Origin of the sequence: Pseudomonas sediminis (assembly GCF_039555755.1) — a bacterium.
GTDB lineage: Bacteria > Pseudomonadota > Gammaproteobacteria > Pseudomonadales > Pseudomonadaceae > Aquipseudomonas > Aquipseudomonas mendocina_D.
Genome location: NZ_CP154631.1, coordinates 1,348,758 through 1,364,614 on the forward strand (window position 1 = coordinate 1,348,758; position 15,857 = coordinate 1,364,614).

Annotated in this window: 15 protein-coding genes; 10 read left to right on the top strand and 5 right to left on the bottom strand. The window is 62.6% G+C overall.

Annotation, left to right across the window (positions count from 1 at the left end; translation table 11 throughout):
• The first annotated feature begins 74 nt into the window (after positions 1-74).
• From AAEQ75_RS06495 to ggt, 7 genes are all read left to right on the top strand, one after another.
• Positions 75-1,505: a coniferyl aldehyde dehydrogenase gene (locus tag AAEQ75_RS06495; RefSeq protein ID WP_343351208.1), complete on the top strand. Its 1,431-nt coding sequence runs from the start codon at positions 75-77 to the stop codon at positions 1,503-1,505.
• Positions 1,506-1,547: 42 nt separating this feature from the next.
• Positions 1,548-2,093, top strand: a complete 546-nt coding sequence (locus AAEQ75_RS06500; RefSeq protein ID WP_125879720.1) for a twin-arginine translocation pathway signal protein — start codon at positions 1,548-1,550, stop codon at positions 2,091-2,093.
• Positions 2,094-2,359: 266 nt separating this feature from the next.
• Positions 2,360-3,952, top strand: a complete 1,593-nt coding sequence (locus tag AAEQ75_RS06505; protein ID WP_343351210.1) for a GMC family oxidoreductase — start codon at positions 2,360-2,362, stop codon at positions 3,950-3,952.
• A 1-nt stretch (position 3,953) separates the two neighbouring features.
• Positions 3,954-4,325, top strand: coding sequence for a phosphopantetheine adenylyltransferase (locus AAEQ75_RS06510; RefSeq protein ID WP_343351212.1), 372 nt, complete (start codon positions 3,954-3,956; stop codon positions 4,323-4,325).
• A gap of 77 nt (positions 4,326-4,402) precedes the next feature.
• Positions 4,403-4,885 carry a pantetheine-phosphate adenylyltransferase gene (gene coaD / locus AAEQ75_RS06515; protein ID WP_099525961.1) on the top strand — a complete coding sequence of 161 codons (483 nt, stop codon included), beginning with the start codon at positions 4,403-4,405 and terminating at the stop codon, positions 4,883-4,885.
• A 191-nt stretch (positions 4,886-5,076) separates the two neighbouring features.
• Entirely contained in the window at positions 5,077-5,328 is a 252-nt protein-coding gene (locus AAEQ75_RS06520; RefSeq protein WP_004373873.1) for a YfhL family 4Fe-4S dicluster ferredoxin, read from the top strand.
• A 107-nt stretch (positions 5,329-5,435) separates the two neighbouring features.
• Positions 5,436-7,118 carry a gamma-glutamyltransferase gene (ggt, locus tag AAEQ75_RS06525; protein WP_343351215.1) on the top strand — a complete coding sequence of 561 codons (1,683 nt, stop codon included), beginning with the start codon at positions 5,436-5,438 and terminating at the stop codon, positions 7,116-7,118.
• 5 nt (positions 7,119-7,123) lie between these two features.
• Here ggt and AAEQ75_RS06530 read toward each other — a convergent pair whose 3' ends face one another.
• The 5 genes from AAEQ75_RS06530 to AAEQ75_RS06550 all read right to left on the bottom strand — a co-directional run bounded on the left by AAEQ75_RS06530 (position 7,124) and on the right by AAEQ75_RS06550 (position 11,923).
• Entirely contained in the window at positions 7,124-8,959 is a 1,836-nt protein-coding gene (locus AAEQ75_RS06530; protein WP_343351217.1) for a Na/Pi cotransporter family protein, read from the bottom strand.
• An 88-nt stretch (positions 8,960-9,047) separates the two neighbouring features.
• On the bottom strand, positions 9,048-9,380 hold the full coding sequence (locus AAEQ75_RS06535; RefSeq protein WP_179574732.1) for a multidrug transporter: 333 nt from the start codon (positions 9,378-9,380) through the stop codon (positions 9,048-9,050).
• Positions 9,381-9,456: 76 nt separating this feature from the next.
• On the bottom strand, positions 9,457-10,035 hold the full coding sequence (locus AAEQ75_RS06540) for a lysophospholipid acyltransferase family protein (protein ID WP_343351220.1): 579 nt from the start codon (positions 10,033-10,035) through the stop codon (positions 9,457-9,459).
• A gap of 111 nt (positions 10,036-10,146) precedes the next feature.
• On the bottom strand, positions 10,147-10,959 hold the full coding sequence (gene mutM / locus AAEQ75_RS06545; protein ID WP_099525964.1) for a bifunctional DNA-formamidopyrimidine glycosylase/DNA-(apurinic or apyrimidinic site) lyase: 813 nt from the start codon (positions 10,957-10,959) through the stop codon (positions 10,147-10,149).
• Positions 10,960-11,056: 97 nt separating this feature from the next.
• On the bottom strand, positions 11,057-11,923 hold the full coding sequence (locus AAEQ75_RS06550) for an HDOD domain-containing protein (protein WP_343351222.1): 867 nt from the start codon (positions 11,921-11,923) through the stop codon (positions 11,057-11,059).
• Between the two features lie 138 nt (positions 11,924-12,061).
• Between AAEQ75_RS06550 and AAEQ75_RS06555 the strand changes: the two genes are divergently transcribed.
• From AAEQ75_RS06555 to AAEQ75_RS06565, 3 genes are all read left to right on the top strand, one after another.
• A complete protein-coding gene (locus tag AAEQ75_RS06555) occupies positions 12,062-13,261 on the top strand; it encodes a class I SAM-dependent rRNA methyltransferase (RefSeq protein ID WP_343351224.1) in 1,200 nt (399 codons plus the stop codon).
• A gap of 269 nt (positions 13,262-13,530) precedes the next feature.
• Positions 13,531-14,625, top strand: a complete 1,095-nt coding sequence (locus AAEQ75_RS06560; protein WP_343351226.1) for an ABC transporter ATP-binding protein — start codon at positions 13,531-13,533, stop codon at positions 14,623-14,625.
• Between the two features lie 46 nt (positions 14,626-14,671).
• A complete protein-coding gene (locus AAEQ75_RS06565) occupies positions 14,672-15,745 on the top strand; it encodes an ABC transporter substrate-binding protein (RefSeq protein ID WP_143505183.1) in 1,074 nt (357 codons plus the stop codon).
• The last annotated feature ends 112 nt before the right edge of the window (positions 15,746-15,857 follow it).

Sequence of the window (15,857 nt, forward strand, 5' to 3'; positions counted from 1 at the left end):
TGACACATTAGAGTAATTGCTCTAAAAATCCAGCACAGTCCCAAGCAGCCCGCTGGAACGTCGAGGAGAAACCCATGGTCGCCGACATCGCCTATCTGCAGCAGAGCCAACAGCAGATCAACCAGCTGGACGCCACCTTCGCCCAGCAACGCTCTGCCTTTGCCGCCAATCCGATGCCGTCGGCTGAACAACGTATCCAGTGGCTGAAGTCCCTGAGCGAGCTGCTGACCCAGCAGCAGGACGCCCTGGTGGCGGCGATCTCCACAGACTTCAGCAACCGCTCAGCCGACGAAACCCTGCTCGCCGAACTGATGCCCAGCCTGCATGGCATTCACTACGCCACCAAGCGCATCAGGAAGTGGATGAAACCCTCACGACGTAGCGTCGGCATGCAGTTCATGCCGGCCTCGGCTAAGGTCATCTACCAGCCGCTGGGCGTGGTCGGCATCATCGTGCCGTGGAACTACCCGCTGTTTCTCGCCATCGGTCCGCTGACCGGCGCACTGGCCGCCGGCAACCGGGTGATGATCAAGATGAGCGAATCCACCCCGGTCACCTCGCAGTTGGTCAAGGATCTGCTGGCGCGCGTCTTTCCCGAGGATCTGGTCAGCGTCGCCCTGGGTGAAGCGGAAGTCGGCATGGCCTTCTCCAAGTTGCCTTTCGACCACCTGCTGTTCACTGGCGCCACCAGCATCGGCAAACACGTGATGCGCGCCGCCGCCGAAAACCTGACTCCGGTGACCCTCGAACTGGGTGGCAAATCACCGGCCATCGTGTCCGCCGACGTACCACTGGCCGACGCCGCCGAGCGCATCGCCTTCGGCAAGACGCTCAATGCCGGGCAAACCTGCGTGGCGCCGGACTACGTGCTGGTGCCGCGAGACCGCATCGACGGTTTCGTCAGTGCCTACCGCGACGTCGTGCAGCGCTTCTACCCGCAGCTCAAGGACAACCCGGACTACACCGCGATCATCAACGAACGCCAGTTGGCACGCCTCAACGGCTATCTGCAGGACGCACAGACCAAGGGCGCGCGCATCGTCCCGCTGTACCCCGAAGCCCAGGGCCGGCGGCTGCCGCAGATTCTGGTGCTCGACGTCAACGACGATATGAAGCTGATGCAGGACGAGATCTTCGGCCCGCTACTGCCGGTGGTGCCCTATGACCGCATCGAAGACGCCTTCGCCTACGTCAACGCCCGGCCGCGCCCACTGGCGCTTTACTACTTCGGCTACGACAAGCGCGAGCAGCAGCGCGTGCTGCACGAAACCCACTCTGGGGGCGTGTGCCTGAACGACACCCTACTGCACGTGGCGCAGGACGACATGCCGTTCGGCGGCGTCGGCCCGTCGGGCATGGGCCATTACCACGGTCACGAAGGCTTCCTGACCTTCAGCAAGGCCAAGGGCGTGTTCATCAAACAGCGCTTCAACGCAGCGCGGCTGATCTACCCGCCCTATGGCAAGGCGATCCAGAAGCTGGTCTACAAGTTGTTCGTACGCTGATCCACACGGGCAAAGCCCGTTTTACGCCTGGTGATAACAACAATGAATGACACCACTCTTCACGCGCCGCAGCTGTCGCGACGCAGCCTGCTCAAGGTCGGCCTGCTGGGCACGACGCTGCTCGGTACTGCCGGGCTGACCGCTACGCTCAGCGGCTGCTCGGCCAGCACGCCGGCCAGTGGTTATCTGATCCTGCGCAGCAGCGACCTGCCGTTTCTACGTGCGCTGATTCCAGTGATGCTCGATGGCGCCGTCAGCGCCGAGCAGATGCCAGAGGCTATCGACGGCACACTGAAGAGCCTCGATAACAGCCTGGCGCACCTGTCGCCGGAGATGCTGAAACTCACCGTGCAGCTGTTCGACGTGCTGGCCCTGCCCATCACCCGCGGCCCGCTGACCGGCGTATGGGGCAGTTGGGAAAACGCCAGTGGCGATGACGTGCACAACTTCCTCAGGCGCTGGCAGAACAGCAGCCTGAGCCTGCTGCGCATGGGCCATGCCTCGCTGCTGCAACTGGTGATGATGGCCTGGTACAGCCGCCAGGAAGCCTGGGCGCATTGCGGCTATCCCGGCCCACCCACCGTATAACGGCTGATTCGTAGGGTGGGCCGACCGGCGATCCGCTTAAGCCCACCAATAGAGACAGCTTGGCGGGCTGAAGCCCACCCTACCAACTGGAACTTAGCCAACCGCGATTATCAGAATGAGGCCTCTGAAACCGTAGCGAGCGGTTCGAGTGCAAGGAAGGCTCGCAGCACGTGGCGAGGCTGTACTGAAGTACGCCGAGCCACGGGCGAGAACCTGACGCCGCAATCGGATCGCGCAGTAGGTTTCAGTGACTCCGAGGAAAAACAATGCCTGTACCCGATCTGTTCAAACAAGGCCTGACCAAAGGTTGGAAGACATACGACGGTTCACGCCTGGAAAACGACCTGACCCTGGAAGCCGATGTCGCCATCGTCGGTAGCGGTGCCGGCGGTGGCACCACGGCGGAGATTCTCAGCGCTGCCGGCTACAAGGTATTGCTGATCGAGGAAGGCCCGCTGAAGACCAGCGACGACTTCAAGATGCAGGAGGCCGAGGCCTATCCGAACCTCTATCAGGAAGGTATCGGCCGCATGAGCAAGGATGGCGCCATCACCATCCTGCAGGGTCGCGCCGTGGGCGGCACGACCCTGATCAACTGGACCAGCAGCTTCCGCACCCCGCCACAAACCCTGGCGCACTGGGCCGAGGCCCATGGTGTGAAAGACCATGACGTCGAGTCAATGGCGCCCTGGTTCGAGAAAATGGAGCAGCGTCTGGGCGTCGCGCCTTGGGTGGTACCGCCAAATGCAAACAACGAGGTGATCCGCACTGGCTGCGACAAGCTCGGCTATCACTGGGCAGTGATCCCGCGCAACGTGCGTGGCTGCTGGAACCTCGGCTACTGCGGGATGGGCTGCCCGACGAACGCCAAGCAGTCAATGCTGGCCACCACCATCCCCGCGACCCTGGATGCCGGCGGCGAGCTGCTCTATCTGGCGCGCGCCGACAAGCTGCTGATCGAGGGCGACAAGGTGGTCGGCATCGACTGCCTGGGCATGGACGAGCGCTGCGTGGCGCCCACCGGCAAGCGCATCCGGGTCAAGGCGCGGCATTACGTGCTGGCCGGAGGCGGCATCAACACCCCCGGTATCCTGCTGCGCTCCGAGGTGCCCGACCCGCACAAACGCGTCGGCCGGCGCACCTACCTGCACCTGGTGAACTTCTCCGCGGCGCAGTTCGAGCAGGTGATCAATCCCTTCTACGGCGCGCCGCAGTCGCTCTACTCCGATCATTTCCAATGGGACGACGGCACCAGCGGGCGTCTGTCCTACAAGCTGGAAGTGCCGCCGCTGCAACCGGCGCTGACCGCCACTTTGCTCGGCGAGTTCGGCCGCGAGAACGCCCTGCGCATGGAGCAGTTGCCGCATACCAACGTGATGCTCGCCCTGCTGCGCGACGGTTTCCATCCGGACAGCGCCGAGGGCCGTGTGGAACTGCGAGGCGACGGCAGCCCGGTGCTCGACTACCAGATGACCGACTACACCTGGGACGGCGTACGCCGCGCCTTCCTGACCATGGCCGAAATTCAGTTCGCGGCCGGGGCCAAGACAGTGATGCCGATGCACGCCGATGCCGGCTACGTGAAAACGTGGAAGGAGGCCAAAGAACTGATCGAACAGCTCGATCTCGCGATATACCGCACCCGCCTCGGCAGCGCCCACGTCATGGGCGGCTGCGCCATGGGCGAAGACCCGCAGCAGGCAGTGGTCGACAGCCTGGGTCGTCACCATCAGCTAGGTAACCTGTCGATCCACGACGGTTCGCTGTTCCCCACCAGCATCGGCGCCAACCCGCAGTTGTCGATCTACGGGCTGACCTCGAAACTGGCCACCTTGCTGGCCGAACGGCTGGGGGCCTGAGATGAGCAAGCTGATCGCCTTTTTCCTGCTGGTAGCCGGGGTCATTCACCTGCTGCCAGTGGTCGGCGTGCTCGGCGGTGAACGCCTCAATGCGCTGTATGGCATCGCCCTCGACGAGCCCAACCTGCAGATACTGATGCGCCACCGAGCAGTGCTGTTCGGCCTGCTCGGCACCCTGCTGGTGGCAGCGGCTTTCGTTCCGGCGCTACGCAGCGCGGCCCTGACCGGCGGACTGATCAGCGTGCTCGCGTTCCTCCTGCTGGCGTGGAGCGCGCCCGTCTACAACGAGGCTTTGCGCCGCGTGGTAATCGCCGACTGGATCGCCCTCGCCTGCCTGATACCGGCACTGCTGCTGCACCTGCGCAGCCACTGAGCTTTCGTCACGCTTGGCCGCGAGGGAAACGCTGCGCTACCATCCGCGACTCTTGCCGCCTCGAACAGGACGAAGCGATGAATCGAGTGTTGTACCCGGGTACCTTCGACCCCATCACCAAAGGCCATGGCGATCTGGTCGAGCGCGCCGCGCGGCTGTTCGATCACGTCATCATCGCTGTCGCCGCCAGCCCCAAGAAGAACCCGCTGTTCCCGCTGGAACAACGTGTCGAGCTGGCCCGTGAGGTGACCAAGCATCTGCCGAATGTCGAAGTGGTGGGTTTTTCCTCGCTGCTGGCGCACTTCGTCAAGGAACAGAACGCCAATGTCTTCTTGCGCGGCCTGCGTGCGGTGTCGGACTTCGAGTACGAATTCCAGCTGGCCAACATGAACCGCCAACTGGCGCCGGACGTCGAGAGCCTGTTCCTCACCCCGTCGGAGAAGTACTCCTTCATCTCCTCGACCCTGGTGCGCGAGATCGCCGCCCTGGGTGGTGACATCACCAAGTTCGTTCACCCTGCCGTGGCCGACGCGCTGAACGAGCGCTTCCGCAAGCATTAAAAGCAGGGCGGGAGAGGGTAAAAGCGGCGCCACGATTCATTACCCCTCCCCCGCCCCTCTCCCGTAAACGGGAGAGGGGAGCAAAGCGCTTAACTGACCAGGCTAATGGCACAAGGCTCGCCAATCCGGCACAATTCGCAGCATCGTTGCCCGTAAAGTGTCGAAGCCAGCGCCTCGACAGGAGTTGCCCCATGTCCCTGATCATCACCGACGATTGCATCAACTGCGACGTCTGCGAACCCGAGTGCCCCAACGGTGCCATTTCCCAAGGTGAGGAGATCTACGTGATCGACCCCAACCTGTGCACCGAATGCGTCGGCCACTATGACGAGCCGCAATGCCAGCAGGTGTGCCCGGTGGACTGCATCCCGCTCGACGAGAACAACGTCGAGAGTAAGGATGAACTGATGCAGAAATACCGCATCATCACCGGCAAGGCCTGATCCACCCCGGGAGGCAGCAGGCCTCCCGTTTCCCCCGTGCCGTTCTGCCCTCCTCTGAGCAGGGCTGTTAAGCTTCCAGCCTCCCTCAGCCGCCCCTGGTAGATCGCATGTTGCGCAAACTCCTGCTATCGACCCTGCTGCTCGGCGCCAGCCTTCTCGCCCAGGCCGCTCCGCAGCAACCCGCCATTGCCACCGCTCACCCAGCGGCGACCGCTGCAGCGCAGCAGATGCTCGATGCCGGCGGCAACGCCTTCGATGCCGCCGTGGCAGCCAGCGCCGCACTCGCCGTGGTCGAACCCTATGGCTCAGGGCTTGGTGGCGGCGGTTTCTTCCTGCTACGTACTGCCGGGGAAACGCCTGGCTACGACTTCCTCGATGCCCGCGAACGCGCGCCCCTGGAGGCCAAGCCGGACCTCTATGTCCGCGATGGCAAGGTACAGCGTGAGCTGTCGCTCAACGGTGCGCTGGCCGCTGCCATTCCGGGGCTACCGGCGGCGTTGGTCGAACTGGCCGAAAAGCACGGCCGCCTGCCGCTGAAAACCAGTCTGGCTCCGGCAATCCGTCTAGCCAGTGAAGGCTTCGCGGTCGACCGTGTCTACCGCGAACGCGCAACCTGGCGCCTGGCCGCGCTGCGTGACGATACCGAAAGTGCCAAGCTATTTCTCGACCAGGGCGAAATTCCCGCCGAGGGCCATCTGCTGCGTCAGGCGGATCTGGCTGCCACCCTGCAAGCAGTGGCCGAGCATGGCCGGGAGGGCTTCTATACCGGCCCGATAGCCGAGCGCCTGGTCAGAGGCGTGCGCCATGCCGGCGGCATCTGGTCCGAGGATGACCTGCGTGAGTACCGTATTGCCCGCCGAGCGCCACTGCGCTTCCCCCTGGAAGATGGCCGCGAGCTGATCAGCGCACCGCCACCCTCGGCTGGTGGCATAGCCCTGGCGCAAAGCCTGGCGATACTCGAACAACTGCCCTGGCGCGACGCCGAGCCCGTACAGCGCGTGCATTACGTGGTCGAGGCGCTGCGCCGCGCTTATCGTGACCGCGGCCTGCTGGGCGACCCCGACTTCATCAAGAATCCCGTAGAGCAATTGCTGTCGCCAGGGCATCTGGCCGTGCTCGCCGGCAGCATCGACCCCGAGCAAGCGACCCCCAGCTCGAGTCTGCCGCCTGCCGGCACCTGGCACGAAGGCGACCACACCACTCACTTTGCCGTACTCGATGCCGAGGGCAATGCTGTCGCTGCAACGCTGTCGATCAACCTGCCGTTCGGCGCCGCCTTCACCGTGCCCGGCACTGGCGTGCTGCTCAACGACGAGATGGACGACTTCGCCGCAGACGTCCAGGGCGCCAACGCCTATGGCCTGGCCGGCAGCCAGGCCAATACCATTGCAGGCGGCAAACGCCCGCTGTCATCCATGAGCCCGAGCTTCATCGAAAGCAGCGACGAATTCACCGCCTTCGGCACCCCCGGCGGTAGCCGTATTCCAAGCATGGTGCTGCTGTCGATGCTCGAATACCTGGACGACAAGCCCATCGAGCGCTGGCCCGCGGTGGCGCGCTACCACCACCAGTTCATGCCCGACGTGATCGAGCATGAGCCGGATACCTTCAGCGATGAACAAGTCGCCGAGCTGCAACGGCGCGGCTACAGACTCAAACGCCTGGATCGGCAGTACGGCAACCAGCAGGTGCTGTTCTGGGACAAGGTCAGCGGCGAGGTACAGGCGGCGAGCGACCCACGTGGGATCGGCACAGCTCTTCCACAAGCTGTGAACGAAGGCTCGGAGTGACCGGATCAGGAGAGCCGGATCAGACTCTCCTGTTCGTCACCGAACTTGCGCAGCTCCCGGAACAAGGCCTGCTCGCTGCCCAGCATCAGCACGTTGCGCAGGCTCTGGAAGATTCGACTGACGTAGCCCAGGTCATTCATCAGCGAGCTGGTCTGCAGGCCGTCGAGATGGCCGTAGCGCACCTCAGCGAACAGCCGTTGGCGGAACTGCGCATCAAAGCTCGCCGCCTGCTCATCCAACCACCGCAGGCGTGACTGCCACATTTCGTCAGGCATGTCCGAGCGTGCCAGCTCGCGCACCTCGTGCAGAGTCGTCAACAGATGACGACGCAACTCCACATAGGCATCGCGCGCCGCCGACGGTGGCGCATCGAGGTAATGGCCAAGGTTCTTCTGCAGGTGCTTGGCATCCTTGACCGCATCTACCAGTTGCAGCGCCGCCAGCTGGCAGCTGATCCAGAACTGCTGGTGCGCTTCATCCATGGGCAAGTCCATGCGCCCCATGAAGCTCAGCAGATCGCCATACACACCCTTGATGTGAAACTGATACAGGTGCTCGGCATCGAGGCCACCCGGTGCGGGCTTGGCCTGCAACACCCGCTCATCTCCTTTGGCCTGCGCCAGTTGATCGACCGGCAGATACAGGGCATGGCAGATCACCTCCAAGCTCAAGCGGCCAAGATGCCCCAGCTCCTGCACTACCGCGCCGGATGCTGCATCGACCGAATCCAGAGCGCGCTCGTTCAGATAGCGGGCGCGGGTACGCTCGGGCTCGGTCACCTGCTCGGACGCCAGTTCGGTAATCAATACCTGCGGCTCGACTCGGTCCGGCAGCCAACGAATCAGGTACTGAGCCAGGCGCCTCTGAAGTGGCCAGAACAGCGCCACCCCCATGGCATTGAACAGGGTGTGGAACATCGCCAGCTGAATCAGGCTGTTCTCGCCAAGGCCCAACGGCTCGGCCAAGACACGCACCAGCCAGGTCAGCGGACCGAGCAGACAGAAGGCGATAACGCCGGTGGTGATGTTGAACAGCACATGAGCCAGCGCCAGGCGCTGGCCGTTGCGGTTACCGCCGAGCGAGCCAACGAAAGCGGTGGTCACGCTGCTGCCGATATTCGAGCCAATGGCGATGGCCAGGCTCTGACCGAGCTCCAGCTGACCGCTGGCCAATGCCGCCAGAGTCAGCATCAGCGTGGCGTGGCTCGATTGCAGCACCACGGTAATAGCCATGCCGATGGCGGTGAACAGCAGCGCCCCACGCAGCCCGCCTTCCTGCAGACCGGTCATGTCCAGACCATCGCCAAAACTGGCGAAACCTTCCTTGATCTGGTCGATGCCGAGAAAGATGAAAGCGATACCCAGCACGATACGTCCGGCAGCCTTGCTCTTGGGCCCGAAGAAACCGGCCAGCACACCGAACACCAGCAGCGGCAGGGCCAGCGGACTCAGGCTGAGATTCTGCCCGGCCAGTGCCAACAACCAAATGCCGCTGGTGGCGCCGAGATTGGCACCGAACAGAATGGCGATACCGCCGGCCAGCTGGATCAGGCCGGTACTGATAAAGGCGATGGTCAGCAGCGATACCAGGGTGCTGGACTGCAGCAACAGGGTGCCGCCGACGCCGAACAACAGGCTCTTGAAGGGCGTGGACGTACTGCGCCCGAGTATCTGCTCCAGCTTGCTGCCTGCCAGCTGACGCAGGCCGTCTTCCAGGCACTGCATGCCAAACAGGAAGATCGCCAGCCCGGCGCAGAGTTGCAACCAGCCCTGGCTGAACCAGAACGAGGCGATCAGCCCCGACACCACCAGCAACAGCATCACCCAGCGCAGGGACTTCATTACCACCGCTTCTTCCTTTTCTCGGCGTTCAAACGTAAACAGCCCCTGGCTCGTTACCGAGCCAGGGGCTGCCAGAACTGCATTTTAATTATTGGCGCTGGTTGTAACCATCCCCAGTACAACCCAGGCAGCGTACGAACGCTGCTTTCCCTGGCTCGACAACCAGAGCCTTGCCAGCCGCACCAATACCCCCGCCCATTGCGGAGAAAGGCAAGGAAACCACAAATAGTCCAGCACCAAGGACTGTTGCACCGATCAACAGAGGACGAGCAATCACCAAATCAGCTGCCATGGAAAAAGCACCAGGTGCTTCAACTGTATATAGCGGGTCACCACTGACGTTTTGTTGTGCCTGCGCCGGCAATGCCAACAAGCCCATAAGCAGCGACATGGCGGCTGCGGTCATGCGGAACGGGTTCATAGTGCAGTCCTTCAAATTATTCGGGAAAGTGCCATTAACTATAACAGCGCATTGATAATTGTCAGCGTGACGGACGTCAATCGCCGTGAAAGGCGTATTCCGGCTTTTTCGGTACATAAGGACGGAAGAACGCCAGCATCGTGGCCAGATCGGCCTTCTCGTCACCCGTTGGCTGAAAAGTCGGACCGATCACCACGCGGCGGTTCTGGTAGTCCAGCGCCCCGAGCACGATGGGCACGCCTGCGCCCAGAGCTATATGGTAGAAGCCCATCTTCCAGCGCTCGACCTTCTTACGTGTGCCCTCGGGCGAGAGCACCAGAATGAACTCGTCATGCTCGCGAAAGGCCTGAATGGCCTGTTCGACGGTATTCAACTGACGATCCCGACGAATCGCGATACCGCCCCAACTGCGCATCAAGCCACCGAAAGGCCAACTGAAGATACTGTGCTTGCCGAACCAGCGAGCGTTGAGGCACAGTACGAATTTCAGCGCGATGAAAATCACGAAGTCCCAGTTGGACGTGTGATGAGCGCCGATGGCGACGAACTTGTCGAGCTTGGGCAACTCGCCCTCGATACGCCAGCCCATCAGCTTCAGCACGCTGCGCCCAAGCCATTCGGCGGCCGGATTGGGCGGCAAGTAGTTACCGGACATCGATCAACCTCGGTATTTCTTGTTCTTGTATCTGTGTAGGGCGGGTGCAACCCGCCATTGGCATTGCGGCGGGTTACACCCGCCCTACGGTTTGATCAGGCGCGGGCTCGCTCAGCGTTGGCACTTGGGACAGTACACACTCGCGCGCTGCCCCAGCTTGACCTCACGCAGCGTGCTGCCACAGACCTTGCAGAACTCGCCGCCGCGACCATAGGCGAACAGTTCCTGCTGGAAGTATCCGGGCTGACCATCGCCACCGACGAAGTCGCGCAGCGTGGTGCCGCCACGCTCGATGGCATGGGCGAGGATACGTTTGATCTCCTCGGCCAGGCGCAGGTAACGCGCACGCGAGACTGAGCCTGCCTCGCGGCGTGGATCGATGCCGGCAGCGAACAGCGCTTCGGTGGCGTAGATGTTGCCCACGCCCACCACCACGGCGTTATCCATGATGAACGGTTTGACCGCCATGCTGCGCCCACGCGACATCTGGAACAGACGCTCACCGTCGAACAACCCGCCCAACGGCTCCGGCCCGAGTTTGCTGAGCAATACGTGAGTCAGCGGGTCCTCACTCCACAGCAGTGCACCGAAACGCCGCGGATCGGTGTAACGCAGGGCAAGGCCGGACTCCAGCTCGATATCCACATGCTCATGCTTGGCCGCAGCCAGGCCACATTCGACCAAGCGCAGACTGCCGGACATGCCCAAGTGACTGATCAGACTGCCGACTTCGGCCTTGATCAGCAGGTACTTGGCACGCCGCTCGACGCACTCGATTCGCTGGCCGGACAGGCGCACGTCCAGGTCTTCGGGGATCGGCCAACGCAGGCGGCGCTCACGCACGATCACGCGGCTGACGCGTTGGCCCTCCAGATAGGGGGCGATACCGCGGCGGGTAGTTTCGACTTCAGGCAATTCGGGCATGGCAATACGGCAGAGAAACGGCGGTGCGCCACCTTAGCAGGAGCGACCCGCAAAGCGGTAGAGCGCCGCCGCGCGAACGCTGGCACAGCGCGAAGACTCAGAGCACGGCTAGATCGCGGATGCTCTCACGCAGGTTTTCGAAGTCGTACTCCGAGAGCCCCACATACTCCAGGATCGGCTGCGAAATGTACTGCCACTCCATGTCGACGGCCTGCCCCCCCAGCACACGATGGCTTTCGCAGATATGCTCGGCCATCTTCAGGATGCCCAGCAGCGTCTTGAGCTGCGCTTCGCGTCCGGAGTCATCGCTGAAGATCGACAGGGCGTTGTGGTGGTTGGCGATGACCTCGCACAGGTGCCCCGGCAACCGCCAGGAACGCGCGGTGAAGTAACCCACTACCGCGTGGTTGGTGGTCAGCAGACGGTTCTCGGTATCGACCACACGACGCTCGTCGCTGGTACTGGCGTAGGCTTCCTCCAGCACCTGCATGTAATTGGGGAAGCGCTTGAGCATCAGCGGAATGCCGCAATCGTGGAACAGCCCCAGACTGTAGGCCTCGTCAGGCGAGTGATAACCGAGGCGCTTGGCCAGGGTCAGGCAGGTCATTGCCACATCCTGGGCGCTGTCCCAGAAACGGTTCAGCACCAGGATCGCCTCGTCGGTCAGCTCACCTTTGATCGACTGCGCGTTGATCAAGTTGATCACGGTGTTGCAACCCAGCAGGTTGACCGCCTGCTGGATCGACGCGATGCGATTGGCCAGGCCGAAATGCGGGGAGTTGACGATTTTCAGCAGCGAGCCAGACAGCCCCGGGTCCTGACTGATCAGCTTGGCGATGCTACGCAGATCCGGACTGGGCATGATCTGCTCCATCTGCAGGTCGACCATGATCTGCGGTTGCGGCGGTACGCTGATCCCCTGCAGGACTTGCTGGATCTGTTCGGCGGTGAGTTCGTAGGTCATGGAAAGGGGATCGTGCAGGATGAGAAGTAGGGCACAGTCTAGCCAAAGCACCGACCTGCTCGCAGCCGACTTTTGTAAACGCCGGCCCGGCGCGCAAACCGCTATAATCCCGCTCTTTTCCCCGCGGAGCCCGAACTCATGTCTTCCCTGCCCAGTCTGCGCCTGAAAGCCAACGCCGACCGACGCCTGCGCGCCGGCCACCTGTGGGTATACAGCAACGAGATCGATGTCGCTGCCACCCCGCTGCATGGTTTCGCTGCCGGCGACCAGGCAGTCCTGGAAGCGGCCGGCGGCAAGCCGCTGGGCATCGTCGCCATGAGTCCGAACAACCTGATCTGCGCCCGCCTGCTGTCGCGCGACGTCAAGCACGTGCTGGACAAGTCACTGCTGGTGCATCGCCTCAACGTCGCCCTGAGCCTGCGCGAGCGCCTGTTCGATCAGCCCTGCTACCGCCTGGTGTATGGCGATTCCGACCTGCTGCCGGGGCTGGTAGTCGACCGCTTCTTCGACATTCTGGTGGTCCAACTGGCTTCCGCCACCATGGAGGCGCACAAGGATGACGTACTCGCCGCGCTGATCCAAGTGTGCAAGCCCAGCGGCATCCTGTTCAAAAACGACTCCGCCGCACGCGACGCCGAAGGCCTCGAGCGCTACGTCGACACCGCCTTCGGCGTGGTGCCGGAGTGGGTCGCCCTGGAAGAGAACGGCGTGAAATTCGAAGCACCGGTGATCGAAGGGCAGAAAACCGGCTGGTTCTATGACCACCGCATGAACCGTGCGCGCCTGGCGCCCTACGTCAAAGGCAAGCGCGTACTCGACCTGTTCAGCTACATCGGCGGCTGGGGCGTGCAGGCCGCGGCGTTCGGCGCCAGCGAAGTGTTCTGCGTAGATGCCTCGGCCTTCGCCCTCGACGGCGTTGAGCGTAATGCCACGCTCAACGGTTTCGCCGAGAAGGTCACCTGCGTCGAAGGTGATGTGTTCGCCGCGCTACGCGAACTGAAATCCGCAGAAGAGCGCTTCGACGTGGTGATCGCCGATCCACCCGCCTTCATCAAGCGCAAGAAAGACATCAAGAACGGCGAAGCGGCCTATCGTCGTCTCAACGAAACCGCGATGCGCCTACTGAGCAAGGACGGCATCCTGGTCAGCGCCAGCTGCTCTATGCACCTGGAGGAAGACAACCTGCAGAACATCCTGCTGACCAGCGCTCGCCACCTGGACCGCAACATCCAGTTGCTCGAGCGCGGCGCCCAGGGCCCGGATCACCCGGTACACCCGGCCATCAGTGAGACCCGCTACATCAAGAGCCTGACCGTACGCCTGCTGCCCAACAGCTGAGCAAGCTGCACCTGCCGAGTGCGTGTCGGCAGGTGCCTCTTCCCCCTTCCGCTGTTACCTCCTCTCACACCCCGCCTCGCATCTCGCCCAGCATGGACTAGGCTTGAGCATGCATAGCAGAGCGCTATCAGGCAGTCAGCCGTAATCTGGCTTGCTTATTGCTTTTAGCTATCGACATAACGATCGCCTCCCACGAAGGGGGTGAATCGACTCAGAAGTTGGAGCCTTGGCCACGAGCTGACTCCACATTGCGGATAGCGGGGAGGACTATGACTGCGCAGGCTGGGAACGACGCGTTCCTGCGATTCACCAACGTCAAGAAGACCTACGATCACAAGACCCTGGTGGTCAAGGACTTCAACCTCAATGTGGCCAAGGGCGAATTCATCACCCTGCTCGGCCCCTCCGGTTCCGGCAAGACCACCTGCCTGATGATGCTAGCCGGCTTCGAGGACGTGACCAGCGGCGAGATCCTGATCAACGGCCGCAACGTCACCAGCATCGCCCCCTACGATCGCAACATCGGCATGGTCTTCCAGCAGTACGCGCTGTTCCCGCACATGACCATCCGCGAGAACCTGGCCTACCCGCTGAAGATCCGCAAACTACCCAAGGACGAGATTCGCGCCAAGGTCGAGGAGTACCTCGCCCTGGTCGAACTGCAGGCCTTTGGCGGTCGCTACCCCGGCCAGCTCTCCGGTGGCCAGCGCCAGCGTGTGGCACTGGCCCGCGCCCTGATCTTCGCCCCGGACATCGTGTTGATGGACGAGCCCCTCGGCGCGCTGGACAAGAAGCTGCGCGAGCAGATGCAGTTCGAGATCAAGCGCCTGCACGAGCAGCTCGGTTTCACTGTGATCTATGTGACCCACGACCAGACCGAAGCGCTGACCATGAGCGACCGTATCGCCGTGTTCAACAACGGCGTGGTGCAGCAATGCGCGCCGCCCCACGTACTTTACGAGCGCCCGGCCAACATGTTCGTCGCCGACTTCATCGGTGAAAGCAACAAGCTGCCCGGCGTGATCGAGAGCGTTGGCGAAGAGCGCGTCGAAGTGCGCCTGCAGGATGGCGGCCTGGTCAGCACCTTGAAGGCCAACTGCACGGAAATAGGCCAACCCACCACCGTCTCGGTGCGCCCGGAAAAACTCAACTTCACCGACTGCCTTGGCGCCGCCGGCAATCAGGTCAAGGCCCGCTTCGTCACCCGCCACTACGTCGGTGAATACATCCGCTACCACTTCGAAACCGCCAGCGGCAGCGAGCTGGTGGTGAAGAACCTGAACGACAGTTCAGCCCCGCAACTCAACACTCAGGAAGAGGTCGCCCTGGCCTGGCTGCCGGAAGACAGCCAGGCCCTGGATTGATCGGAAGTCCCCACCCACAACTAGTAGAAGCAAATGGAGCACAGCAATGGCTAGATCACTGACTACCAGCGTTTCCACCTTCGCCCTGGTGGCGGCACTGGGACTGGCAACGGGCAGCGCCACCGCCCAGGACAGCCTTACCGTGGTTTCCTGGGGCGGGTCCTACGGCGCCGCGCAGAAGAAACACGTCATCGACCCGTACCAGGCGGAATCCGGCGTCAAGGTCCTGTTCGAGGACTACTCGGGTGGCGTTGCCGAGATCAAGGCTCAGGTCGAATCCGGCAACATCCAGTGGGACGTGGTTGACTTCGAAGTGATCGACCTCGAGCGCGCCTGCTCCGAAGGCTTGCTGGAAACCCTCGACCACAGCGTGTTGCCGGCCGGTATCGACGGCACCGCAGCAGCACAGGACTTCATTCCCGAAGCACTGGCCAGTGAGTGCGCGGTGGGCAACATCGTCTGGTCGGTGGTGTTCGCCTTCAACGACAACACCATCGGCGGCACCAAGGCCACCAGCATTGGCGACTTCTTCGACACCACCAAGATTCCGGGCAAGCGCGCCATGCGCAAACGCCCGCAGGTGAACATGGAGTGGGCGCTGATGGCCGATGGCGTTGCGCCTGAGGAAGTCTACGAAGTACTGGCCACGCCGGAAGGCCAACAACGCGCCTTCGACAAGCTGGCCAGCATCAAGAAAGACATCGTCTGGTTCGACTCTTGGTCGCAGGCGCCACAACTGCTCAACGACGGCGGCGCAGTGCTGGTGCAGTCGGCCAATGGCCGCTTCTACGACGCCATCGTGCAGGAGAAGAAGCCCTTCGAAATCGTCTGGGACGGCCACGTCTACGACCTCGACGCCTGGGCCATCGTCAAAGGCTCGAAGAAGAAAGACCTGGCTATGGAATTCATCAAGTACGCCACTGGCTCCAAGCCGCTGGCCGGCATGCCGGACGTGGCCTACGGCCCGACCCGCAAGTCGTCCATGCCACTGGCTGACCAGAACGCTGCGCCGCACCTGCCGACCGCCCACCTGGACAAAGGCATCCAGGCCGGCTCCGAGTTCTGGGCTGACTATGGCGAGTCGCTGGGCGAGAAGTTCAACGAGTGGCTGTTGAAGTAAAGGCCATCAGCTCCCCTCTCCCACTTGTGGGAGAGGGGTTGGGGGAGAGGGTGAATCTGTCACCCTCTCCCCAGCCCTCTCCCGTAAACGGGAGAGGGAGCTACTGATCGAC